Below are 24946 nucleotides of genomic sequence, written 5' to 3'. Positions count from 1 at the left end.
CGCTACAGCCGGTCAATGACCGACTGGTTGGCGTCGGGGAAAGGCAACTGCTTTAACTCCGCGACGCTGGCCCAGCGCAGCGGCTGCCCCTCGCGGGCAACCGCCTGCCCCCGAACCTGGGTCACTCGGTAGAAGTGCAGTTCCAGGGTGCGATCCGAAAACGCAAACACCTTGCGCTCCATCAACTCGGCGTCACCGACTTCCAGTCCCACCTCCTCCTGCAACTCCCGGTTGAGCCCCTGTAGCGGCGTCTCCCCCGCTTCCAATTTACCACCAGGAAACTCCCACTTACCCGCCAGGTGCTGCTTACCCTGACGCAGGCTGATCAGGTACTGGTTGCGATCATTGGCCACCAGACCGATGACGATTTTCTGAATCTCCATGAGCATTCCTTTCTTCAAAAAAAATGCCAGTCCGAAGACTGGCATTCTCTGCACCAGGGGGGCTACGCCAGCTTACCGTGGCACTGCTTGTATTTCTTACCTGAGCCACAAGGGCACGGCTCGTTACGACCGACCTTAGGTTGCTGTGGCTGCTCCTGCTCACCGGCACCGGAGTAGTTGCGCTGAGCCGCCAGAGCCTCTTCCTGCTCACGGCGCTTGGCTTCCATCTCGTCCACTTCCGACTGAGTCTGCACTCGTACCTTGGACAACACCGCAATGACGTCGTGCTTCAACGATTCCAGCATGTTCTCAAACAGCTCGAACGATTCGCGCTTGTACTCCTGCTTCGGGTTCTTCTGGGCGTAACCGCGCAGATGGATGCCCTGACGCAGGTGATCCATGGCCGCCAGGTGCTCCTTCCACAGGTTGTCCAGAGTCTGCAGCATGATCGCCTTTTCGAACTGGCGCAGTACCGGTTCACCGACAAACTGCTCTTTCTCTTTGTAGGCGGCACTCCAGGCGTCGATGATGCGCTCACGCAGCGTCTCTTCATGAAGATCGTCGTCCTCCTGCAGCCAGGCACTGATCGGCAGTTGCAGGGCAAACTCGGAGTTCAGGCGCTCTTCCAGGCCTGGAACGTCCCACATCTCTTCCAGAGACTGGGGTGGAATGTAACTGTTGATGACGTTGCTGAGTACGTCTTCACGGATCACTTCGATGGTTTCGGCGATGCTGTCGCTTTCAATCAGCTCGTTACGCTGGGCGTACACCACTTTACGCTGGTCGTTGGCCACATCATCGAACTCCAGCAACTGCTTACGGATGTCGAAGTTGCGTGCTTCCACCTTGCGCTGGGCGCCTTCGATGGATTTAGTTACCCATGGATGCTCAATGGCTTCGCCCTTCTCCATACCCAGCTTCTTCATCAGGCCGGAGACACGGTCAGAGGCGAAGATGCGCATCAGCGAATCTTCCATGGACAGGTAGAAACGGGAGGAACCGGCATCACCCTGACGACCGGAACGGCCACGCAGCTGGTTGTCGATTCGACGGGATTCGTGACGCTCGGTACCGATGATGTGCAGACCACCGGCTTCCAGTACCGCGTCATGGCGCTGCTGCCAATCGGCCTTCTTCTCGGCAATCTTGTCTTCACTGGCCCCATCGGCGCTCAACTTGTCCAGCTCCGCCTGCCAGCTGCCTCCGAGCACGATGTCGGTACCACGACCTGCCATGTTGGTGGCGATGGTCACCGCACCGGAACGGCCGGCATCGGCCACGATCTGCGCTTCCTGTTCGTGGAACTTGGCGTTCAGAACATTGTGCTTGATCTTGGCTTTACGCAGGGCGTTGGACAGCAGTTCGGACGCCTCAATGGAGATGGTACCCACCAGCGTCGGCTGGCCGCGCTCCTGGCAATCCTTGATGTCGGCGATGATGGCCTCAAACTTCTCCGGCTCGGTCAGGTACACCTGATCAGGGCGGTCGTCACGAACCATAGGACGGTTGGTCGGCACCACCACGGTATCCAGGTTATAGATATGCTGGAATTCGAACGCTTCGGTATCGGCGGTACCGGTCATGCCACCCAACTTGTCGTACAGGCGGAAGTAGTTCTGGAAGGTGATGGAGGCCAGGGTTTGGTTTTCGTTCTGAATCTTAACTTTTTCCTTGGCTTCCACCGCCTGGTGCAAACCTTCGGACCAGCGACGACCAGGCATGGTACGGCCGGTGTGCTCATCCACGATGACGATTTCGCCGTCCTGAATGATGTAGTCGACGTCCTTTTCAAACAGGGTGTGCGCCCGCAGGGCGGCGTTAACGTGGTGCAGCAACGAGATGTTGGCGGCACTGTAGAGGGAGTCGCCCTCTGGCAGCATGCCGATCTGCATCAGCAACTGCTCCACTTTCTCCTGGCCACGCTCGGTCAGGTGAACCTGTTTGCCCTTCTCATCGATGGTGTAGTCACCCTCACCGGTGTACTCCTCGGTGTCTTCCTGGTCCTGACGAGTCAGCTTCGGAATGATGGTGTCGACCTTGATGTAGGATTCGGAGCTGTCTTCGGCGGCACCGGAGATGATCAGCGGTGTCCGGGCCTCATCAATCAGGATGGAATCCACTTCATCGATGATGGCGTAAAACAGCGGACGCTGCACCCGCTCCGGGGCAGAGAAAGCCATGTTGTCGCGCAGGTAGTCAAAACCGAACTCGTTGTTGGTTCCGTAAGTGATGTCGGCCGCGTAGGCCTCTTTCTTCTGCTGCGGGCCCATGCCTGGTACGTTGATGCCAACGGTCATGCCCAGGAATTCAAACAGCGGACGGTTCCACTCCGCATCCCGGGTAGCCAGGTAATCGTTGACGGTAATGACGTGAACGCCTTTGTCGGTCAGGGCATTCAGGTAAGCCGGCAGGGTCGCGGTCAGGGTTTTACCTTCACCGGTGCGCATCTCGGCGATGCGGCCGGATTGCAGCACCATGCCGCCCATCAGCTGCACGTCGAAGTGACGCATACCAAACACACGCTTGGACGCTTCACGAACCACGGCAAAGGCTTCCGGAAGGATGTCGTCCAGGCTGGTCCCGTCGGCCACCCTTTTCTTAAACTCCTCGGTTTTCTGCTTGAGCTGTTCATCGCTCAGCGCTTCGTATTCCGCTTCCAGTTGGTTGACCTGTTCGGCAACCTTGCGCAGCTGCTTCAGAGTCCGTTCGTTCTTACTACCAAAAATTTTGGTGAGGAGTTGTGCAAACATCGTTTTAATTCACTTTTGACTTACGCTTCGGCTGGCAGGACCAGATTTCAGCGTGGTTACCATTCAAGTTCCACTAGCTGCGGGGCTTACGATACACGTATTTGTTAGGGTCTACTTGCCGATCATTGCGCAACACTTCGTAGTGTACATGGGGTCCGGTAGATCGGCCGGTGTTGCCCAGCTCGGCGACGACGTCGCCTTTGCTGACCACCTGGCCTGCCTTGACCAAAAGCGACTTATTATGACCATATCGGGTTTTCAAACCGTTACCATGATCAATCTCTACCAGATTGCCGTAGCCAAACATCTCGCCGGAGTAAGTCACCACTCCGGCGCCAGTAGCCACGACATCCCCACCCTCGGTTCCCGCAAAATCGATGCCTTTGTGCATCGCGGGTCGTCCGGTGAATGGATCATTGCGCATCCCATAATCGGAAGACTGCCAGCCCTTGACGATAGGACGCCCGGACAAATAGCTGCTTAAATCGATATGGTGATTGCGATCGACAGTTTCAAGTAGGCTCAGCTTTTCATCGGAGCGTTGCAGTCGCACCGCGAGCTGCTCCATCTCCAGCAAAAGCTGCTTCAACTCGACGTCACCGAGTTGATCGGCGTTAGCACCGCCTAAGCCTACTTCAGACGAAAAATCAAATTGTTCAGTTAGTTCGGCCTTGTCGGCCAGGGTAATACCCAGGGATTCAAGCCGGTTCATCTGAGCTTGCATGCGGCCCAGGCGCATCGCCAGGGTCGCCAATTGGGTCTGAGTCAGCTGCTTGATTTCCTGCACCTGCTCCTGGTCTTCGGTCTGGCTCTTCTGCGCCTCCGCCACCTGGCGCAGGGCGTCCTGGAGCTGATCACTGCTGACCTTCCACAGACCGATGCCAGCCGCTACCAGGACCAGAGGCAATAAAAACCACCCGGCTCCCGGTTGCCAATGCCTGACACCGTGCTTTCCCTTAATAAAGACTGTTACACTCATGGAGTACTTATCTTTTGTTTATTGTCTTGGTATGAAATCAAAACCGACTGACCTTGCAGATCTCATGAGCCATAAGCTGGTCGACGTTCGCCAGCGAACCGACACTCTGCGAAGATTGCAGCAGGCTGTTACCCAATTAGTGGGTAACGAGCTCAATGGCCGCTATCGGGTTGCCAATGTGCGCAACGGCGTCGTCATTATTGAAACGGACTCCGCCGCCTGGGCCACCAGACTGCAATTTCAAAAGATGCAGCTGCTGCAACAACTCAGGCAACAAAACTTCCCAATGCTCACCACTATTGAGATCAAAGTCAACCCGGGGTTATCCAGGATTCAGCGCCCGGTTGCAAAAAATACCAATCAACTGAGCCAACAGGCCGCCGATCAGCTTCAGGAGCTGGCAAATTCATTAGGCGGTAGCTTAGGGGAGAAACTAAAAAAACTGGCCGCCCATGGGGGCGGCCAGAAGAAATCATAATCGCATCAAGCGGTAACCGGAGCCAGGTAGTCCATCGGGACTTCCTGTGGCTTCTCAAAGCTCACCAGCTCCCAGCACTCCTGCTGCTCCAGCACGGCCCGAATCAACTGGTTGTTGAGAGCGTGGCCTGACTTGTACGCCGTGAACTCACCCAGGATGGCGTAGCCCCCTAGGTACAGATCGCCAATGGCATCCAGAATCTTGTGCTTCACGAACTCATTGTCGACCCGCAGACCATCCGGGTTGAGGATACGGAACTCATCCAGAACCACGGCATTTTCCATGCTACCGCCCAGTGCCAAGTTGTTGGCACGCAGGTACTCGATGTCGCGCATGAACCCAAAGGTACGGGCACGGCTCACCTGCTTAATGTACTCGGCAGAGGAGAAATCCATCACCATCTTCTGCTGGCTACGGGCGATCTCCGGGTGATCAAAGTCAATGGCAAAGTTGAGTTTAAAGCCGTTGTAGGGGCGGAACTCGGCCCACTTGTCACCCTCTTCTACCCGAATCGGCTTGCGGATACGCAGATACTGTTTGGACGCAGGCTGCTCCACAAGACCGGCGGTCTGCAGAAGAAAGACAAATGGACTGGCACTGCCATCCATAATCGGAATCTCAGGGGCATCCACCTCGATAACGGCGTTATCGACACCCAGGCCGGCCAGAGCCGACAGCAGGTGCTCAACGGTGGCGATGCGGTGACCCTGTTCATTCACCAGACCGGTACACAGAGTGGTTTCACGCACCAGACCTGCGGCAGCAGGAATCTCAACGGCGGGGGTCAGATCGGTACGACGAAACACAATCCCTGTGCCCACTGGGGCGGGATTAATGCTCATGGTTACCTTGTTACCGGAATGGAGACCCACACCAGTAGCCTGAACCGGGCGTTGCAGAGTGCGTTGTTTACTCATAGACGGTCCTGCTCTCGTATAAACTCAATTAAGGGCGCATATTCTACCAGAAAAAATCCCTCAGGCCAAAATCTGGTCAGAGGAGCTCATTTCCAGTGGCTTAATCCAACTGCTTGCGCAGGAATGCCGGAATGTCCAGGTAAGCCCCTTTCTGAGGATCCTGAGCCGGAGCGGCATTGCTTTGCGGGTTGGAGCTCGGTGCCGCCGGTTGAGGCGCAACGGGCTCACTGCTGACCGCCGGCTCGACCCGAATCGGCTGCATCGACACCGCTGGCTGCTCCAGGTTCTGAGTCGGTGCAGGGGTAGCCACCGGCTGAGGCGGTGGCGTCGCCGCTTTTGGCGGCACCACGATCTGGATGTCTGGCTTCTTATCGGCACCGATACCGGTAGCCACCACGGTCACTCGAATCTCGTCGCTCATCTCCGGTTCGATCACGGTCCCCACCACGATGGTGGCGTTCTCGGACGCGTAGGCGCGAACGTGGTCACCGATGAGGGTGTACTCTTCGATGGACAGATCCATGCCACAGGTGATGTTCACCAGCACCCCTTTGGCACCGGTCAGATCGATGTCTTCCAGCAGCGGGCTGGAGACGGCCGCTTCCGCCGCCTCTTCGGCGCGGTTTTCACCACGGGCGACACCGGTGCCCATCATGGCATTGCCCATTTCGGACATCACGGTTTTCACGTCGGCGAAATCGACGTTGATCAGACCGGTACGGGTGATCAGTTCGGCAATCCCCTGTACCGCGCCCAGCAGCACGTTGTTGGCGGCGCTGAACGCTTCCAGCAAACTGGTCTTGGTGCCCAGCACTTTCAGCAGCTTGTCGTTGGGCACGGTGATCAAGGAATCCACGTGCTTGGACAGCTCTTCGATGCCCTGATCGGCATAGGCCGAACGCTTCTTGCCTTCAAACACGAACGGCTTGGTCACCACCGCCACGGTGAGGATTCCCTCCTCCTTGGCCACTTCGGCCACCACTGGCGCCGCACCGGTACCGGTGCCACCGCCCATGCCGGCGGCAATGAACACCATGTCGGATCCTTGCAAGGCTGCACGGATGGACTCTTTGTCCTCCATCGCCGCTTCGTGGCCGATGGCCGGGTTGGCGCCAGCGCCCAGGCCCTTGGTGACATTCTTGCCCAGCTGAATCGTGGTGCCCGCCGAGGACTTGCGCAATGCCTGCGAGTCCGTGTTGGCCACGATAAACTGAGCTCCTTCGATGGTCTGTTCGACCATGTGTTCGATGGCATTCCCGCCACCGCCACCTACACCAATCACTTTAATGACGGCATCTTCGGTGTGCGCATCCACGACCTCAAACATACATATATCTCCGTTTAGCCTGCGTCCAAATTGTTCTATCGACCCTGCGGCCGCCGCGTCATGCAGACAGGGGCGCTATCCTACCCTGTCCCACTGCTATCGGCCGCTAAAATTCACCCTTAAACCAACCTTGGATTCGATCCAAAAAGCTGGTGACTCCGTTGCCGGTTTCCCGTTCGCGCTCGCGATCGCGGATTCTTTCGGCGCCAAAGTACAGCAAGCCAACGGGTGTTGCAAAGCTTGGCTCACTGACATATTCATTTAACCCTTTGGATTCCGTAGGGATGGCCACCCTGACCGGCATGCCAAAGCACTCTTCTGCCACTTCGACAGCACCGTCGATGGCTGAGGTTCCGCCGGTGAGGATGATCCCCGCCGCCACCTGTTCTTCAAAGCCACTGCTGCGCAACTCCTCCTGCACCAGTTCAAAGATCTCCTGGTATCGGGGCTCCACCACCTCCGCCAGGGTGTGGCGGGACATGGTTCGAGACGGCCGGCCACCGACGGAGTGAACGTCGATGCTCTCCTCCTGGCTGACCAGGGCACTACGAGCACAGGCGTACTGCACCTTTATCTGCTCGGCGTGGGCCAGCGGCGTGCGGAAAATCTTGGCGATGTCGTTGGTGACCTGATTGCCGGCCACGGGAATCACCGCACAATGACGCAAGGCGCCATTGGTGTAGATGGCGATGTCGGTGGTGCCGCCGCCGATGTCCACCAGGCAGGCACCGAGGTCTTTCTCGTCCTGGGTCAGCACCGCATCGGCGGATGCCAGGGCGGAGAACACCAGGTCTTCCACCTGGATGCCACAACGCTCGACACATTTAATGATGTTTTTGGCCCAGTCGTTGGAGCAGGTAACGATGTGCACGTCCACCTGCATCCGCATGCCGGAGATACCCACCGGGCTGCGAATCCCCTCCTGCTCGTCGATGCTGAACTCCTGAGGCAGCACGTGCAGGATGCGACGCTCGGTGGGAATCTTCACCGAGCGGGCGGTGTGGATGGCGTGGTCGACGTCATCCTGGGTCACTTCATCGTCGTCGATGGAGACCATGCCCTTTTCATTCTGACTGTCCACATGCCGGCCGGAGATGCTCAGGAACACCGAACCCACCTGACAGTCGGCCATCATCTCCGCCTGACCAATGGCGTTTTTGATGCTGCGTGACACCGAATCAAGATCGTTGACACCACCCTTGTCCATGCCCCGGGAAGGCTGGCTGCCCAGGCCGACAATGCTGATGACCCCATCGGGCATCAGTTCACCAATGATCGCCACCACCTTGGAGGTGCCGATATCCAGCCCGACGATGAGATTACGTTCCTGACTCTTAGTCATGCTCTATTGATTCTCTTGTTGTTCTAACTGCCAACCCACGGCCAATCCCGTATCGTACCGAAGATCAATGTATTGTGCTCGTCTTCCTTGCGTTTTCAGCGTCGGCCACAGGTCAATAAACCGCTGCAGGCGCTCGACGCCATCGGTCCTTCCCAGCCGCAGCTCCAACCCGTCTTTGAGCTGTACCTTCCAGGCATGGCGGGCCGTCAACTCCAGCGCCGCTGGCTCAAACCCATTTAACCGCAAAAGCTGACTGAATATCAGCCAGTGTTGCCACACTTTTTGGTTGCTGTCCGCCGGCCCGAAAAGTTCGGGCAGCGGCACCAATCCGGGGCGAGCCGGCGCGGTAAATGCATCCGCGTCCTGATTCAGCCAGTGGTCACCATTCCAATGCGCCTGTGGCTGCTGCTCCACCAGATACACCCGTAACCGATTTGGCCACTCCCGACGCACCGTGACCCGCTTAACCCAGGGCAGATCGGTCAACGCTGCTGCCACCCCCTGCATGTTGGCGGTCACCAGGCTGGCGCCATCGATACCGGCCAGCGCCTGCTGCACCTCCGCATCCGAGGTGTAGCTCCGCTCTCCCACCAGGGCGATTTCGCTGATGGGTAAGCGGTCGGCGTCCGCCAGTGTCTGCCCAAGCCGGTTACCGCCCCATGCCAGCAACACCAGCACCAGTATCAGCATCAGTATCCCCACCAGGGAATACCAGTTGACCTCGGGCCGTCGCCATTTGGGCAATGCCGGCAAGGAGACCATGGCTTACCTCAGGGTCTGGGCCAAAATGGCCACAACCAGCGCCTGAAAATCCAGGCCCCTCGCTTGCGCCGCCTTTGGCACCAGGCTGGTCTGTGTCATACCCGGTACGGTATTGACCTCCAGCAACTGCCAGTCGCCGTCGGCGGTGCGCATCACATCCACCCGGCCCCAGCCACTGGCCCCTACCGCCTTAAACGCATCCAGAGCCAGGGCGCGCAACTGCTGCTCTTCCTCCGCAGACAGGTCACACGGGCACAGGTAGCGGGTCTCGGTGGACTGGTACTTGGCCTGATAGTCGTAAAACTGATTGTCGGTCTGCATCTCGATGGCCGGCAGCGCCTGCTCACCGAGGATCGACACCGTGTACTCTGGCCCATCGATAAAGCGTTCCACCAAAATCTGTCGGTCGTACTCCAGCGCCGCTTCGATGGCCTGCTGCAGCTGTAACGCGGTGTCGGCGATGGCCATGCCGATGGAAGACCCTTCATTGGCGGGTTTCACCATCACCTTGCCACCGAGACGCGCCAGCATGGTGCCAGCCTGCTCGGCCTGATACGTCTCCTGACGGGCCACCTCAAACGCCGCTGTGGGCAGCCCCATGCCAGCCCACAGCATCTTGGTGCGGACTTTGTCCATGGCCAGGGCGCAGCCAAGCACGCCACTGCCGGTGTAGGGCAGGCCCATGTGGTCGAGGGCCCCCTGCAGGGTGCCGTCCTCGCCGCCACGGCCATGAAGCACCACAAACACCCGTTCGAAGCCTTCCTGTTGCAACTGGGCCAGGGGGCGCTCGGCCGGATCAAAGGGGTGAGCGTCCACGCCGGCGGCCTGCAGTCCGGCCAGAACCGCCTGCCCGGATTTCAGAGAGATCTCCCGCTCGGCACTGCTGCCACCGAACATCACCGCCACTTTGCCAAACTTACTCATCGCCTACCTCTTTCATGGCGTCAATACTCAACTTCATCGCGCCCAACTGCTTGGCCAGGGCACCAATGTTGCCGGCCCCCTGAGTCATCACCACGTCACCGTCCTGAATCAGGTCCGCCAATACTCCGGGCAACGCCTGGGGCGACGCCACGTAGATGGGGTCCACTTTCCCCCGGCCACGAATCGATCGGGCCAGGGCGCGACTGTCGGCACCAGGAATCGGCTCCTCGCCGGCGGCATACACCTCCAGCAGCAGCAACTGATCCACTTCACCCAACACCTGGCAGAAGTCGTCATACAGATCCCGGGTGCGGCTGTAGCGGTGCGGTTGATACGCCATCACCAGTCGGCGCTCGGGCCAGGCGGCACGGGCGGCGCGGATGGTGGCCGCCACCTCGCTGGGGTGGTGGCCGTAATCGTCCACCAACAGTGCCCGGCCACGGCCACTATCAAACTCTCCGTACTGCTGGAAGCGGCGGCCGATGCCTTCAAACTGCGCCAGGGCGGAGACAATGGCCGCATCGTCGATGCCGGCGTCGGAGGCCACCGCGATGGCCGCCAGGGCGTTGAGGGCGTTGTGCCGTCCAGGTAGGGCCAGGGTCACTTTGAGGTCATCGCAGCCATGGCGTTGCACCACAAACTCGCTGTGAGTGCCGTGCTGAACGAAATCCCGTCCCTGCACGTCGACGTCACTGCCAAAGCCATAGGTGGTCACCTGACGGCTGATCCGGGGCAAAATCGCCTGCACACCGTCATCATCACCGCACACCACCGCCAGGCCATAAAAGGGCAGGTTGTGGAGAAACTCGATAAAGGTGTCGTGCAACCGGCCCACGTCGCCACCATAGGTGTCCATGTGGTCCGGCTCGACATTGGTGACCACCGATACCATCGGCTGCAGATGCAGGAAGCTGGCATCGGATTCATCGGCTTCGGCAATCAAAAACTTGCCCGACCCCAGCCGGGCGTTGGTGCCGGCGCTGTTGAGCAATCCGCCGATGACAAAGGTCGGATCCAGCTTCGCCTGAGCAAAGATGCTGGCGATCAAGCTGGTGGTGGTGGTTTTCCCATGGGTACCGGCAATGGCAATGCCGTGGCGAAACCGCATCAGTTCCGCCAGCATCTGGGCGCGCTGCACCACGGGAATCCGTCGCTCACGAGCGGCGATGATCTCCGGGTTGCTGTCGGCAATGGCGGTAGAAGCCACCACCACGTCCTTGTCGGCCACCCAGCGGGCATCGTGGCCCAGGTGAATTACTGCCCCAAGCGCCTTGAGCCGATCGGTTACCGCGTTTTCGGCGATGTCGCTGCCACTGATGCGATAGCCCTCATTGGCCAGCACCTCGGCGATGCCGCCCATGCCCGCGCCGCCGATGCCGATAAAATGAATCGCTTTCACTCGGCGCATGGCGCCCATTCCGTTCTGCATGGCTGAATTACTCATTGTGTTGCCCCCCGGCGGCCTGAATGCACTCCTGTGCCACCAACTGGGTGGCCTGAGGAACCGCCACCTCGGTTGCCGCCCGCGCCATGGACATCAACCGCTCTGAATCATGAGCCATCTGGGTGAGCCGCAGCGCCAGGCTTTTCGGCGTCAGCTTGGACTGCGGCATCAATTTGGCCGCCCCTGAGGCCACCAGGGCCTCGCTGTTTTTGGTCTGGTGATCGTCCACCGCATGGGGAAACGGCACCAGAATCGAGGGCCGGCCGGTGGCGCTAAGCTCGGCCACGGTCAGGGCACCCGCTCGACAGATCACCAGATCCGCCCAGGCATAGGCCGCCGCCATGTCATCAATAAACTCCGACACCTGCACTCCCACGGCCGGCGCCAGGGCCTGCCAGGCTTCCCGGGTGGCGGCCTCGTTGCCACGCCCAACTTGATGCCAGACGGTCAAGCTGGTGTTCGGACCCAACCGCTGCGCCGACTGGGGCAGGGTCTCGTTGAGCACCTTGGCTCCCAGGCTGCCACCAACAACCAACACCTTAAGCTGGTCACCGGGTACCACGGGATGATCCCGCCCCACCGCCAACAACTCCTCTCGCACCGGATTGCCAACCCGGCGGGCATCCCGGCCGGGAAAGACGCCGTCAAAGGCGCAGAGGATGCGGCTGGCGAAGCGAGCCAGGATGCGGTTGGTAGCACCGGCGACGGCATTCTGCTCATGCAGCACCACCGGGATCCCCCTAAGCCAGGCCGCGATGCCTCCAGGCCCGGCGGCATAGCCGCCCATGCCCAGCACCACATCCGGCTTACGCTGGCGCAAAAGGCGCCAGGACTGGGAGATCGCCTTGAGGATCTGCAGGGGCGCCTTGAGCTTACGCATCAGGCCATTGCCCCTCACTCCCTGGATGTCGATAAAGTCGATCTCAAACCCATGCTGGGGCACCAGGCGCGCCTCCATGCGATCGGCGGTGCCCAGCCAGCTGACCTCCCAGCCCTGCTGCCGCAGATACCGGGCCACGGCCAGCGCCGGGAAAACGTGACCGCCGGTACCACCGGCCATCACCATTAATCGTTTAGGAGCCGTCATCACTGCCCCCCTTTTTGCCAGGACTTGCCCCGGCCAATCGTCGCTCGTAATCGACGCGCAGCAATACAACGGCTGCGACGGTCATTACCCATAAACTGCTTCCACCATAACTGACCATGGGTAACGTCAGGCCTTTGGTTGGCAACAGGCCAACGCTGGCACCGACGTTTACCGCGGTTTGAAAACTGAACCAGATACCGATGCCGTAGGCAAAATAGCCAGCAAAGGCCTGATTGGCCTGCAATGCCAGATTGCCAATGCGCAGCGCTCGCAGCGCCAGAATCAGTTCCAGCAGCAGCACAAAGGTGACGCCGGCAAACCCCAGCTCCTCACCCAGTACCGCAAAAATGAAATCCGTATGCGCCTCGGGCAGGTACTCCAGTTTCTGGATGCTGTTGCCCAGCCCCTGCCCCAACCAATCGCCGCGGCCGTAGGCCATCAGAGACTGGGTCAGCTGGTAACCGGCGCCGAACGGGTCGGCCCAGGGATCCCAAAAACTGGTGACCCGTCGTAGCCGGTACGGAGCCGAGATGATCAATCCCACCACCAGGGACACCCCCAGCAGCATCAGGGCAAAGAAATCCCTCAGCTTGGCGCCGGCCAGGAACAGCATTCCCATCACGGTGACAAACATCACCACCACGGTACCCAGATCCGGCTGAGCCAGAATGAAACCGGCGTACACGCCCAGGGTGACAAAGGGCTTCAAGAAGCCCTTGAGCTCCTCCCGAACCTCCTGGTGACGCCGCACCAGGTAACCGGCCAGGTACAGGAACAGGGTGAACTTGGCCACCTCAGCCACCTGAATGTTTACCGGGCCCAACGGCAACCAGCGAGTCGCCCCGTTGACGCTGCGGCCGACGAACAACACCAGCACAATCAACACCAGTCCTCCCAGCATCAACTGGGTACTGCGTTGTTGCCACCAACTCATGGGGATGCGCAGCCCCAGGGCCAGGATCACCAATGCACCGCCGAGAAACGCCAGGTGGCGCTTAACGAAATAGAGCGGATCGCCGGTCAGGCTTTGCGCCTCGGCCAATGACGCCGAGGTCACCATCACCAGGCCGATGGCTGCCAGCGTCAGCAGCAGCAACAGCAGAAAGCGATCGTACAGCGGCGGCTGATCCGAGTGTGCCCCCAGCCAGCCCATCAGGCCGCTGCGAGGCAATCTCAGTGACAACTGCTGCTCGGTAGACGCCATTCAGACCGCCTCCGCCGCACGTTGAAAACTGTCGCCGCGTTCCATGTAGTTGGCGAACATATCCAGGCTGGCACAGGCCGGGGACAGCAACACCATGTCGCCCTCGACCGCCACTGCCGCCGCTTGGCGAACCGCACTCTCCATGGAGTCGCACTGCACCGCCCCGGCAAACAGCGCCGCCAGCGACGGACCGTCCTGCCCCAGGGTAAACAGACTCGCCAATCGCGCGGCAAACACCGGCGCCAGCGGCGAGAAATCGGCGCCTTTGCCGACGCCCCCGGCAATCAGGTGCAAGCGACCGGGAAACTCCGCCAACCCTTCTAGGGCTGCCAGAGTGGCGCCGACGTTGGTGGCCTTGGAGTCATTCACAAAGTGGACACCGTGTTTTACCACCACCGTCTGGCAGCGGTGCGCCAGGCCACCAAACCGGCGCAGTGCCTGACGCATGGCGTCATGGTCGATGCCCACCGCCGTGGCCAATGCCATGGCGGCCAGGGCATTGGCCTGATTGTGTTGTCCCACCAGCGCCATCTCTGCCACCGGCATCACCGCTACGGCCCCGTCGCATAACTGGCCGTCGGCCAGGTGGAAACGCCCCGCCTGCAGGCCAAAACTCCAGGCTTGGGGGTCATGGCAACGGGTATCGTCGTCGTCGAGGTTGTGCAGACACAACTGGGCGCCATCATAAACGGTGCGTTTGGTGTCGCGGTAATGCTCAAAGTCCCGGTAGCGATCCAGGTGGTCGTCACTGACATTCAGCACCGTGGCGATGCGCGGCGCCAGGCTGTGAGTGGTCTCAAGCTGGAAGCTGGACAACTCCAGCACATAGACATCGTGGCCGCGGTTCAGCAACTGCAATGCCGGCACACCGATGTTGCCGCCCACACCCGCGCTCAGACCGGCGGCCTCGATCATCTCACCCACCAAGGTGGTGACCGTCGACTTGCCATTAGATCCGGTGATGGCGATCACCGGTTTGTCCGCTTCTCGGGCAAACAACTCGATGTCGCCGATGGCCTCGACGCCGGCCGCCATCGCCTCGGCAATGGCCGGTGTGGCCAGGGCAATACCCGGTGACACCACCAGAGTGGTTGCCTGCTTCAGGCCGGCCGCCTCGAACTCGCCGCTGAGCAGCGGCACATCGGCAAACTCGGCCGCCAGTTGCTCGGCCCCCGGAGGCGTCTGGCGAGTGTCCCACACCGCGACGGTGTCGCCACGGCCATGGAGATGGCGTACGCAGGCCAGGCCAGTGATGCCCAGCCCCAGAACCAACCAATCCACTCGCGACGTCAGACTCACGTTAACGCACCTTAAGGGTCGCCAGACCCAGTAACACCAGACACAGGGAGATGATCCAGAAACGAACGATAACCCGTGGTTCCGGCCAGCCTTTCAATTCGAAATGGTGATGAATGGGCGCCATCTTGAAGATGCGCTTACGACGCAGCTTGAAGGAGCCCACCTGCAGAATCACCGACAGGGTTTCCATGACGAAGATGCCGCCCATGATCACCAACAGGATCTCCTGTCGGGTCAGCACCGCAATCGCCCCCAGTGCCGCCCCCAGCGCCAATGAGCCCACATCGCCCATAAACACCTGGGCTGGATAGGTGTTGAACCACAAAAAGCCCAACCCGGCGCCAACCATGGCGGTGCAGACGATCACCAACTCACCCACTCCGGGCAGATAAGGGATATGCAGGTAGCGGGAGAATTCGGCGTGGCCGGACAGGTAAGCCACCAAGGCAAACGCCGCCGCCACCATCACCGTCGGCACAATCGCCAGGCCATCGAGGCCATCGGTCAGGTTAACCGCATTGGAGCTGCCGACGATGGTGAAGTACACCAGCAGAATGAACAGTGGCCCCAGTTGTGGCATCACGTCCTTGAAGAAGGGCACCACCAACATGGTTTCATCCGGACTTTGGGCGCTCCACAGCAGGTAAGCCCCCACCACCAGGGCAATGGCGGATTGCCAGAAATACTTCCAGCGTGCGATCAGCCCCTTGGGATCTTTTCGAATCACCTTGCGGTAGTCGTCGACGAAGCCGATGGTGCCAAAGGCCCCCAGCACAAACAGCATCACCAGCACATAGCGGTTGGTCAATTCGCCCCACAACAGCACACTGACAAAGATGCCGCCCAGGATCATCAAGCCCCCCATGGTTGGGGTGCCGCGCTTACTGAAGTGGGACTCGGGGCCGTCGTCACGCACCACTTGACCGATCTGCATGTCCTGCAGATAGCGAATCAGGTACGGGCCCATAAACAGGCAAAAACACAGGGCCGTCAACAAGCCAAGAATGGAGCGGAACGTCAGATAGGAAAAGACGTTAAATCCACTGTGGAACTGGGCCAGGTACTCGGCCAGATAAACCAGCATCTACTTCTGTTCTCCATATTGTTCCTGCAAAGCGTCTATGACTCGCTCCATGGCGGCGCTGCGGGAACCTTTTATCAATAGGGTCACCGGCCCTGCCCAATCAGGCAGGCTGCGGATGACGGCGGCGATCAAATCCGATTGAGCCGCAAAATGACGTCCTGACGAGTGAGGCGCCGAAACCGAGCGGCTTAATGTACCCACTGTCAGCACATGGTCAATCTCTTTTTTCCAGGCATGCTGGCCGACCTCAAGGTGCAGTGCCTCGCTGTCGGGCCCCAACTCCCCCATGTCGCCAAATATCAACACTCGAGTGCCGTCGAGTTCGGCCAGGGTGTCGATGGCGGCTTTACTGGAGGCGACGCTGGCGTTGTAGCAGTCGTCAATCACCTGAAGCCCCGGCTGCAACTGCAACGGCCGCATCCGCCCTTTCACCGGCACCAGGCTCTGCAGCCCGGCCTGAATCTTATCCAGTTCAATGCCGGCGGCGGTGGCCAGGGCCGCGGCCGCCAGGGCGTTGTCCACCTGATGCCGCCCCACCAGAGGCAGGCTGACGCTGCGGGCGCCATCGGCCCGGTTAAGGCTGAAGCGGTAACAGCCGTCGCCGAGACGTTCGATGTCGCTGCCGTGCAGATCCGCAGGCTGACGACTGGAGAAGGTCAGGGTCGGTCGAGTACCGATGTTGTCTCGAATGGCCGCGGCCTTGTGATCGTCGAGATTCAGCACCGCCACCCCGTCGTCACTCAGATGTTCAAAAATCTCGCTTTTGGCGGCGGTGACGCCATCGAGGGAACCGAATCCCTCCAGGTGAGCCGCTTGTACGTTGTTGATCATCGCCACATTGGGCCGCACCAGCGACGAGGTATAGCGAATCTCGCCGGCATGATTGGCCCCAAGTTCAAACACGCCAAAACGGTGCTGAGGCTCCAGCCGAAGCAGGGTCAGGGGTACACCGAGGTCATTGTTAAAATTCCCCAGAGTCGCCAGGGTCTCACCCTGCTGGCAAAAAATGGCCGCAGCCATCTCCTTGACCGAGGTTTTGCCCACCGAACCGGTGATCGCCACCCGATAGGGCGCCAGAGTGCGACACAGCCAAGCACCCAGTTGCCCCAGCGCCAGGCGGGTATCGGCCACCACCACCTGTGGCAGGGCCACCGACTGGGGCTCGCTCACCAGCGCGGCGGCGGCCGTTTGAGCCACGGCGGCCACGTAACCATGGCCGTCAAAATGTTCGCCCTTAATCGCCACGAACAGCCCGCCGGCCACCTCCTGTCGACTGTCGGTAAACACCTGCTGTATCTCGACATCGTCGCCCAGCAACTGACCGGAGACGATGGTCGCCAGCTCAGACAAGGTCAGTTTAATCATCCTTGCCCTCCATCACCTGTTGCACCCAGTGGCGCTCGTTGTAGTCCTGCCGGGTATTGTGAATGATCTGATAGTCTTCGTGACCCTTACCGGCCACCAGTATCATGTCTTTACTCGCGGCCAGGCTCTGGGCCAGAGACACCGCCTTGGCACGGTCGGTCTCAAGCCACACCTGCGCCTTACCCTGCAGGCCAGCCTGCATCTGTTCGATGATGGCCTCCACCGACTCGTTTCTGGGGTTGTCCGCCGTCAGAATCAGGTTATCGGCCACCGACTCGGCTTCCAGCGCCATCAATGGCCGCTTGCCCTGATCCCGGTCACCGCCACAGCCGAACACACACCAGAGCTTGCCTCGACAATGGGCCTTCAGCGCCTGCAACGCCTGCTTGAGGGCGTCTGGGGTGTGGGCGTAGTCCACCACCATGGTGGCCTTACCTGGCGCGGTAAACGCTTCCATTCGGCCCAGCGCCGGTTGCAACTGGGTCACCGCCTGCAACAACGGTGCCAAGGGGACATCACGCACCAGCATCGCCGCCAGCGCCGCCAGCAGGTTGGCCAGGTTAAAGGCACCGATCAGCGGTGATGCCAGCTCGAATTCGCCCCAGCTGGAGCGGATCGTGGCAGACACCCCGTCACTGTGGTAATCGGCTCGAATCACCGACAGGTACTGGCCCCGGCAACTGGCCCCATCGAGGCTGTAGCCGACACAGGGACGCTGGGGATCCCACTGCCGATGCCACAGGGCACCGTATTGGTCATCCAGATTAAAGACAGCGGTTCCCACAGCGGGTAACTGGAACAATCGCAACTTGGCATCGGCGTAGCTGTCCATATCACCGTGGTAATCCAGGTGATCACGACTCAAGTTGGTGTACACCGCCACATCAAATCTCAACCCGTCCACTCGATGCTGACACAGGCCGTGGCTGGAGACCTCCAGGGCCACCGCTTCGGCACCGTCGTGCGCTTGCTGCGCCAGGTTGCGAGCCACGGTAATGGCGTCGGAGGTGGTATTGACCGACGGCTGTAGCTGGCCCCAGAGGCCGTTGCCCACGGTGCCCATTACGCCGGCGGTCTGGCCCAGCTGGTGGTGCAGTTGCGCCAGCAACTGGGTTACCGTGGTTTTGCCATTGGTGCCGGTAACGCCGTACAAAATCGGCTGGCTCGCCGCCGGGTAGGCGGCCACCGCCATGGCCGACAGCGCCCGGTTCAAGCCGGTCAGGCCAATGCGCAGCACCGGCTTCTGTTGCAGTACACCGCTCTGGGGCGACTCCTCAAGCACCGCCACCGCGCCATTGGCCACGGCGGCATCGATGTAGTCACGTCCGTCCACCAGGTGACCCGGCAGGGCCACGAACAGATCCCCGGGCTCAACCCGGCGGCTGTCCAGGGTCAACCCCTGAACCTTAATGCCCGTTGACAGCGGCATCCACGGCGCTAACAGATCATCAAGAGCGATCATTCACGCCTCCTCGTTTGGCGGCCACCCGCACCGGCACTTTTGGGGTAAAGGGGGCCACATTGAGCATCTGCAATGCGCCTGCCATCACCTTGGCAAAGACCGGCGCCGCCACGGTGCCGCCGTAATACTGTTCCCCTTTCGGGTCGTTAATCACCACCGACATCGCCAGCCGGGGGCGCTCCGCCGGCGCTAGGCCAGCAAAATAGGTAACGTAATCATCGCCATAGCCGCCAGCCACCGCCTTACGGGAGGTACCAGTCTTGCCGGCCACGGTGTAGCCGTCGATGTGAGCCTGCTTGGCGGTGCCTTCGGGACCGGTGATCCCCGACAACATCGCCACCACCTCATCGGCGACCCACTCCGGAACCACCTGTTCTGCCGGCGGCAGTTGGTCGGCGCGCACTTTCAGCACCGACGCCGGGTGCTTGCGGCCGCCATTGCCGAGGATGGCGTACACCTTGGCCAGTTGCAGCGGCGTGGCACTGAGGCCATAACCAAACGACAACGTTGCTCGCTCAAAATCGGACCAACGGGTGCGTCGCGACAACACCCCGGTAGACTCGCCGGGCAGGTTCACCCCGGAGTAATCCCCCAGACCAAAGCCGGCATAGCTGTTGAGCACGGTCTCCACATCCATTCTCAGAGCCAGATTGGCGGTGCCCATGTTGCTGGATTTAAGCAGCACGTGGGTCAGATCCAGTTTGCCCAGGTTGCGGTAATCGCGAACGATGCTGCCGCCAATGCGGCGCCAGCCGGGACTGGTATTGATCACCTCATCGGGCTTGACCACCCCCTCTGCCAACGCCGTGGCCACCACCAGCGGCTTGATCGTCGATCCTGGCTCAAAGGTATCGGTGATGGCTCGATTGCGCATGGCAAAACTCTGCATGCTGCTGCGCTGGTTGGGGTTGTAGCTGGGGGTGTTCACCATCGCCAGCACCTCACCGGTAACCACGTCCATGATGACGATGGAGCCGGAAGAGGCCATGTGATACTCGGTGGCCTTCTTCAGCTCCCGGTAGGCCAGAGACTGCAGCCGCATGTCGATGCTGAGCTTGAGATCATTGGGGTTTTCCCCCTCCTCGATCACCGACAGGTTCTCCACCACTTTGCCGTCGCGGGATTTGCGCACCTTCATCTTGCTGGCCGAACCGGTGAGCCAGTTGTCGTATTGACTCTCGATCCCTTCCAGCCCCTTGTCATCGATGTTGGTGATCCCCACCAACTGCGCGGTGATCTCCCCTGCCGGGTAGTAGCGACGGGATTCCGGCTTCAGGCCAATGCCGGGAATGCGCAGCTCGCGTACGTAGCGCGCCAACGCCGGCGTCACCTGGCGCTTCAGATAGACAAAACGACGCTTGGGGTTGGCCTTCAGGCGCGCCGCCAGCGCCTCGGGCTGCTCATCGAGCACCTCCGCCAGCGCTTGCCAGCGGCGCTTATCGTCGAAGCTATGGCGTTGATTCAAAATCTTAGGGTCGGCCCAGATCGCCTCTACCGGCACACTGACCGCCAACATCTCGCCGTTGCGATCGGTGATCAGCCCGCGCTGAACTTCGTGGGTTTGAGTGCGCAATGAGCGCATGTCACCTTCGTTAATCAACCGGTCCGGAGAGATCACCTGGATGTACGCCGCCCGCGCCATAATGGCCACAAACACACTGCACAGGGCGAACACCACGAAACGGTAGCGCATCTGAAACAGCGTCGGTCTCAGCTTCTGCTTGGCACCGGATTTTGCCGCAGGCTTGGCGGCTTTGGCGGGGCGGGCATTGGGACGCCGATGGCGGCGTTGACTGGGTTTCATGGCAGCCTCACCACCACTTCCTGACCCGGTGCCGGTCGGCTCATGTCCAGTTGCTTCTCCGCCAACCGGCTGACCCGGCTGTGTTCGGTGAGGGTCTGCTCCTCCAGAAGCAAGTGACGCCATTGAATGTCGAGTTCATCACGGCGCTGACGCTGATCGTTGAGATCATTGGTCAGTAGCCTGGCTTCATACGCGGTCCAGACCACCCCCAAGGCACTCACCAGCACCAGCACGCTCAGCAGCACCACGCTCTTGTGGTGCCACAGGTCTCGCCAGATGATGCCAGCCAGGCTGGAGTCGCCAATCATGAATTACCCCAATCGCTCAGCAACCCGCAGCACCGAACTGCGGGAACGGGTGTTATCGCTCACCTCACCATCCGACGGCTTCAACGCTTTGCCGACGGTCTTCATGGTTCGGGTCTTATTGATCTGTTCCTCGGTCAGAGGCAGGCCGGGAGGCAACGGCTCACCCTGACTCTGACGTCGCATGAAGCGTTTGACCATCCGGTCTTCCAGCGAATGGAAGCTGATGATCGACAACCGTCCCTCTGGGGCTAACGCCACCAGGGAGCCCTTCAGCGCCTGTTCGATCTCCTCCAGTTCGCTGTTGATGTAGATGCGCACCGCCTGGAAGGTGCGGGTCGCCGGGTGCTTGCCCTTCTCCATCTTGTGTTTCGGAGTAATGTCTTCAATCAATTTGGCCAGGTCCCGGGTTCGCTCCAGCGGCTTGCCCTCCTCGATGTGGGCCTTGATGGCCCGGGAGATGGGCCCGGCGTACTTGTCTTCACCAAAGGTGCGAATCACCCAGGCGATGTCTTTGGCATCGGCACGGTGCAACCACTGTGATGCGGTTTCGCCCTGGGTGTTGTCCATGCGCATGTCCAGCGGCCCATCCCGCAGGAAGCTGAAGCCGCGTTCGGCATCATCCAGTTGCGGCGACGACACCCCAAGATCCAACAGTACGCCATCGACCTGACCGACCAGGTCACGCGCTTCCAGGTACTGGGCCAGCCCGGAGAAAGGACCATGAATGATGGTGAATCTGGGGTCCTGCTGCTGCAGTTGCTGACCCACTTGAACCGCCTGGGGGTCGCGATCGATGCCAAACAAACGGCCATCGGGTCCGAGACGCGACAGAATTTCCCGGCTATGACCGCCACGTCCGAAGGTACCATCGATGTATGTACCGTCGGCTTTGATGTTCAATCCGTCCACTGCTTCTTTCAGCAGCACGGTTACGTGACTAAAACTTTCCGCCATTAGAGGGCAAATTCCTGTAAACGTTGGTTATCAATAAAGGCTTCCGCTTCTAAAGCGGTTTGAGAGTCGGCAATCTGTTGCTGCCAGTTGCTTTCCGACCAGATCTCAAACTTGTTGAGCTGACCGACCAGCATCAGTTGCTTATCCAGTTGCGCGTACTGTCGTAAAGGGGGAGGCAATAACACCCGGCCCATGCGATCCATCTCCACATCGGCGGCGTAGCCCAGCAACAGCCGTTTAATGGCGCGCTCACTGGGTTGGGTATCGGACAGGGTCGCCAGTTTTTGCTCGACCTCCTGCCAGGCATCCAGCGGGTACAGCAGCAGGCAGGCCGACTTGATGTCGACGGTCACCACCAACTGATTGTCGTTTTGCGCGCACAACAACGGCCGGTATCGCTTTGGTATTGCGATCCGGCCTTTGGCATCGAGAGAGATGCTGCTGGCGCCTCTAAACAAAAGCTATCCCATCCCTGTTAAATTCAATCGGACGACTTCATCCCACAAATAACCACTTTTTCCCACAAGCTACCAAGTTTATGGACACAAAGCGAGTATTGTCAAGGTGAGACGATCGGCGTCAAATCCCGTCAGAATGGGGTTCTTACACTTATTTTTTAACTAGTTAACCCGTAATCAGCGGCGGCTTAACCGAGGTAACCAGAGTCATTAACTGAGCAAAAAAACAAAAAGGCTGCCCGAAGGCAGCCAATCCGTTTTCCAACAACCCTGAGGGTTACTGGTTGTTCCAGTACAGGGTATTGGCAGATGCCAGATACGGCCGGTACCAGTTCGGCGCGCCGTAGTGACGCAGGATGTGATCGCTGATGTCTCCGATGCGGGCATCGTACGCCTGCAGATCAATCCAGTCATAGCCTACGGCCACCTGATCCCAGGTTGAACTCAAGCCAGTGCCATCGACACCAAAACTGGCCATGGCCGGCGCCACGAACACATTGCTGACCATGGTGTTGGCCAGGCAGGTCAGCGGCTGGTCGCTGTCCAACATCCCTTCCTGGCGGGCCAGAACCATGAAGCCTACGTCCAGGTGGGCGTGGTTAAAGTCTTCCATCTTACCACTGCCGTCGGCCTTGTATTGATAATCCCAGGTACAGACGTTGTTGCTGTCCGCCTTGAGGTTATCCATATAGAAGCCCAGGATCTCATTGGCCTTCTGACCGAGGTCACCGCTGTCGTTGGTCCACTTGTTAAGGTAGATCATCGCCACACCCAGGGTCATGTTGTGGTTAAACGGCAGAGGGTTGGAGTACAAACCACTGTCACCGGTATCGGCATTATCCGGGTTGACGTAAAAGTAGGAGCCCTGAATCGCCGCATTCTTGGTGGTGCTGAATGAGGTGTCGTGTGCCCGTACAATCACTTTCGCCCGTTCGATGTAACTGTCGGCCTTGGCCATATAGGCGGTCAGGTTGTCACTCTTAATGTGATCCGCCAGCCGCATAATGGCATTGAGGATCATGCCGTCGGTCAGTGCCTCATTGCGCCAGCCACCATTATAGGGGCGTCGCCATCCGGGAACCGGTAACCCGGGCGTGGTCAGATACAACTTCGGCGCCAACTCATGGTAAGGCTCATTGAAGATGTTCAGCTCACCCCGCTCTACCCGCTGTTCGTCGGTGTAATACAGCATGTGATCCGCCAGCTCAACCGCGTAGTCCAGGTACTTGCTGTCCCCATAGGTCTTAGCCATGCGCACGTAAGCCCGCAGCCAGTAATGCCCTTCCCAGGCGTACACCAGGTTGTCGTTGCCCTTGGTCTCATTCATGACCGGACGCTGGTTAGGGTACATCTGTTCGAAGCGGGCATCCCACTCCGCCTGGCTCGCCAGGTGCGGCATCGGCGCCTTGACGTTCGACTCAATGGCTCGCCAGTCCGACGCCGCCACGTTCATCAGCAGATGCGTACCGTTGGCGCCCGCTCCGGAGGCCACCACGCCCTTGTCCTGGTCAAAGCTCAGGGCGCGGGAGTGATCGTTGTTATCCAGGTCGATCAACGCCAGTGACTGCAACGCCCCTTGAGAATACTGATCCTGCTGACGATACAACCAGTTGTATGTCACCGCCGTCGGGCTTACCGCACCGTTGCTGGTGGTGGCGCTGGCACTGCCATCCGAGGCGGTCAGGTTGCCATTGGCCACGGTAATCTCTACGTAGCGGCTCTGATCAAACGCCAGTTGCCCGCCGACAGACACCGTCTGACCGTTCCAGCGACCTTCGACGCTGTTGTGGGTAAAGGCCAGATAATCGCCATTGGCGGCGGAGGACAACAGCATGGTTTTGGCACCGGCCTCAACCGCAATCTCGTCCAGCCAGGCCACGACGCGAAAATCGCCGTCGGCACGCCAATCGGCAATCTCGCCATAGGCATTCTGACCATTAAACACCACCGCATCGGAGCTCAGAATCACCCCCACTTCCGGGTCTGGATCCGGCTCTGGGTCTGGATCCGGGTCCGGGTCTGGATCCGGGTCCGGGTCTGGATCTGGGTCTGGGTCCGGGTCTGGATCTGGGTCCGGATCTGGGTCTGGGTCCGGGTCCGGATCTGGATCCGGGTCCGGCTCAGGATCCGGGTCCGGAATGACCGGCGGCGGATCCGGGTCCGGCGACGGATCCGATGATCCGCCCCCACACCCGCTCAGGGTGACCGCTAACAGGGTGACTGAAAACAGGGTCTTCAGTGTTACCAGGCCATTGGGGCCCAGCTGAAAATGCCGATTTGACATCTAATGCTCCTAAATCGGCAGACAATTTCACGCGACGGTTGGTCAGTACACCAGGCCATAAGCCCGGCACCGTTGTTCCCTCAATACACCACATACGACATGAGGTAATCCCGCTATCTTTGGCGTACGCCTTAAGACCGGAGATTTTGCGTCGCCAGCTCTCACTGGTTTTGCCTTTGTCTGCTGTCTAAACACACCCGATGCCGCTGCGAATGGCGCGGACACCGAATAACGAAGTGGGAAGAGAATACTCAAGGCCCATTTTTTAGACAAACAGCTCAAAACCACCCCCTTGAAGAAATTAATTTACTGATATAGAGCAAAAAATGAT

General features: G+C 59.7%; 21 protein-coding genes and 1 riboswitch. Of the genes, 1 reads left to right on the top strand and 20 read right to left on the bottom strand.

Going from position 1 to position 24946, the window contains the following annotated elements:
• Positions 1–2: 2 nt before the first annotated feature.
• The 3 genes from mutT to H598_RS0102050 form a co-directional block, all read right to left on the bottom strand.
• On the bottom strand, positions 3–383 hold the full coding sequence (gene mutT / locus H598_RS0102060) for an 8-oxo-dGTP diphosphatase MutT (protein ID WP_028111523.1): 381 nt from the start codon (positions 381–383) through the stop codon (positions 3–5).
• Between the two features lie 62 nt (positions 384–445).
• Positions 446–3133 (bottom strand): preprotein translocase subunit SecA, encoded by a 2688-nt coding sequence (gene secA, locus H598_RS0102055; protein ID WP_028111522.1) that lies wholly within the window; start codon positions 3131–3133, stop codon positions 446–448.
• Positions 3134–3206: 73 nt separating this feature from the next.
• A complete protein-coding gene (locus tag H598_RS0102050; RefSeq protein WP_028111521.1) occupies positions 3207–4112 on the bottom strand; it encodes a M23 family metallopeptidase in 906 nt (301 codons plus the stop codon).
• On the opposite strand from H598_RS0102050, the gene H598_RS0102045 reads away from it, so the two are divergent.
• On the top strand, positions 4111–4590 hold the full coding sequence (locus H598_RS0102045) for a DUF721 domain-containing protein (protein ID WP_169629187.1): 480 nt from the start codon (positions 4111–4113) through the stop codon (positions 4588–4590). The two genes, H598_RS0102050 and H598_RS0102045, sit on opposite strands and share 2 nt — an antisense overlap.
• Before the next feature lie 5 nt (positions 4591–4595).
• Here H598_RS0102045 and lpxC read toward each other — a convergent pair whose 3' ends face one another.
• The 17 genes from lpxC to H598_RS26825 form a co-directional block, all read right to left on the bottom strand.
• A complete protein-coding gene (gene lpxC / locus H598_RS0102040) occupies positions 4596–5507 on the bottom strand; it encodes a UDP-3-O-acyl-N-acetylglucosamine deacetylase (protein WP_028111519.1) in 912 nt (303 codons plus the stop codon).
• A gap of 100 nt (positions 5508–5607) precedes the next feature.
• The gene (ftsZ, locus tag H598_RS0102035; protein WP_028111518.1) at positions 5608–6834 is read right to left on the bottom strand and encodes a cell division protein FtsZ; all 1227 of its coding nucleotides are present in this window, start codon (positions 6832–6834) and stop codon (positions 5608–5610) included.
• A gap of 106 nt (positions 6835–6940) precedes the next feature.
• Positions 6941–8176 (bottom strand): cell division protein FtsA, encoded by a 1236-nt coding sequence (gene ftsA / locus H598_RS0102030; RefSeq protein WP_028111517.1) that lies wholly within the window; start codon positions 8174–8176, stop codon positions 6941–6943.
• 3 nt (positions 8177–8179) lie between these two features.
• The gene (locus H598_RS0102025; protein WP_051252262.1) at positions 8180–8938 is read right to left on the bottom strand and encodes a cell division protein FtsQ/DivIB; all 759 of its coding nucleotides are present in this window, start codon (positions 8936–8938) and stop codon (positions 8180–8182) included.
• A gap of 3 nt (positions 8939–8941) precedes the next feature.
• The gene (locus tag H598_RS0102020; RefSeq protein WP_028111515.1) at positions 8942–9862 is read right to left on the bottom strand and encodes a D-alanine--D-alanine ligase; all 921 of its coding nucleotides are present in this window, start codon (positions 9860–9862) and stop codon (positions 8942–8944) included.
• Entirely contained in the window at positions 9855–11291 is a 1437-nt protein-coding gene (gene murC, locus H598_RS0102015) for a UDP-N-acetylmuramate--L-alanine ligase (RefSeq protein WP_028111514.1), read from the bottom strand. The genes H598_RS0102020 and murC overlap by 8 nt, the downstream gene beginning before the upstream one ends.
• A 7-nt stretch (positions 11292–11298) precedes the next feature.
• Entirely contained in the window at positions 11299–12396 is a 1098-nt protein-coding gene (gene murG / locus H598_RS0102010) for an undecaprenyldiphospho-muramoylpentapeptide beta-N-acetylglucosaminyltransferase (RefSeq protein WP_169629186.1), read from the bottom strand.
• Positions 12380–13597: a cell division protein FtsW gene (gene ftsW, locus H598_RS0102005; protein ID WP_028111512.1), complete on the bottom strand. Its 1218-nt coding sequence runs from the start codon at positions 13595–13597 to the stop codon at positions 12380–12382. The genes murG and ftsW overlap by 17 nt, the downstream gene beginning before the upstream one ends.
• The gene (gene murD, locus H598_RS0102000) at positions 13598–14890 is read right to left on the bottom strand and encodes a UDP-N-acetylmuramoyl-L-alanine--D-glutamate ligase (protein WP_028111511.1); all 1293 of its coding nucleotides are present in this window, start codon (positions 14888–14890) and stop codon (positions 13598–13600) included.
• A 7-nt stretch (positions 14891–14897) separates the two neighbouring features.
• The gene (mraY, locus tag H598_RS0101995; protein WP_028111510.1) at positions 14898–15980 is read right to left on the bottom strand and encodes a phospho-N-acetylmuramoyl-pentapeptide-transferase; all 1083 of its coding nucleotides are present in this window, start codon (positions 15978–15980) and stop codon (positions 14898–14900) included.
• Positions 15981–17345 carry a UDP-N-acetylmuramoyl-tripeptide--D-alanyl-D-alanine ligase gene (locus H598_RS0101990; protein WP_028111509.1) on the bottom strand — a complete coding sequence of 455 codons (1365 nt, stop codon included), beginning with the start codon at positions 17343–17345 and terminating at the stop codon, positions 15981–15983. It abuts the gene before it with no gap.
• Complete coding sequence (gene murE / locus H598_RS0101985) at positions 17338–18807, bottom strand: UDP-N-acetylmuramoyl-L-alanyl-D-glutamate--2,6-diaminopimelate ligase (RefSeq protein ID WP_156896898.1); 1470 nt, start codon at positions 18805–18807, stop codon at positions 17338–17340. The genes H598_RS0101990 and murE overlap by 8 nt, the downstream gene beginning before the upstream one ends.
• Complete coding sequence (locus H598_RS0101980; RefSeq protein ID WP_051252297.1) at positions 18794–20500, bottom strand: penicillin-binding transpeptidase domain-containing protein; 1707 nt, start codon at positions 20498–20500, stop codon at positions 18794–18796. The genes murE and H598_RS0101980 overlap by 14 nt, the downstream gene beginning before the upstream one ends.
• Positions 20501–20607: 107 nt before the next feature.
• Positions 20608–20919 carry a cell division protein FtsL gene (ftsL, locus tag H598_RS0101975; RefSeq protein WP_028111506.1) on the bottom strand — a complete coding sequence of 104 codons (312 nt, stop codon included), beginning with the start codon at positions 20917–20919 and terminating at the stop codon, positions 20608–20610.
• Between the two features lie 3 nt (positions 20920–20922).
• Entirely contained in the window at positions 20923–21873 is a 951-nt protein-coding gene (gene rsmH, locus H598_RS0101970) for a 16S rRNA (cytosine(1402)-N(4))-methyltransferase RsmH (RefSeq protein WP_028111505.1), read from the bottom strand.
• Complete coding sequence (mraZ, locus tag H598_RS0101965) at positions 21873–22331, bottom strand: division/cell wall cluster transcriptional repressor MraZ (RefSeq protein WP_028111504.1); 459 nt, start codon at positions 22329–22331, stop codon at positions 21873–21875. Before mraZ ends, rsmH begins: the two co-directional genes overlap by 1 nt.
• Before the next feature lie 277 nt (positions 22332–22608).
• Positions 22609–24615 carry a hypothetical protein gene (locus H598_RS26825; protein WP_028111503.1) on the bottom strand — a complete coding sequence of 669 codons (2007 nt, stop codon included), beginning with the start codon at positions 24613–24615 and terminating at the stop codon, positions 22609–22611.
• A 100-nt stretch (positions 24616–24715) separates the two neighbouring features.
• A riboswitch (cyclic di-GMP riboswitch) is annotated at positions 24716–24800 on the bottom strand.
• Positions 24801–24946 lie beyond the last annotated feature (146 nt).

Origin of the sequence: Ferrimonas kyonanensis DSM 18153 (assembly GCF_000425405.1) — a bacterium.
GTDB lineage: Bacteria > Pseudomonadota > Gammaproteobacteria > Enterobacterales > Shewanellaceae > Ferrimonas > Ferrimonas kyonanensis.
This window is presented reverse-complemented; position numbering and strand designations above follow the sequence as displayed.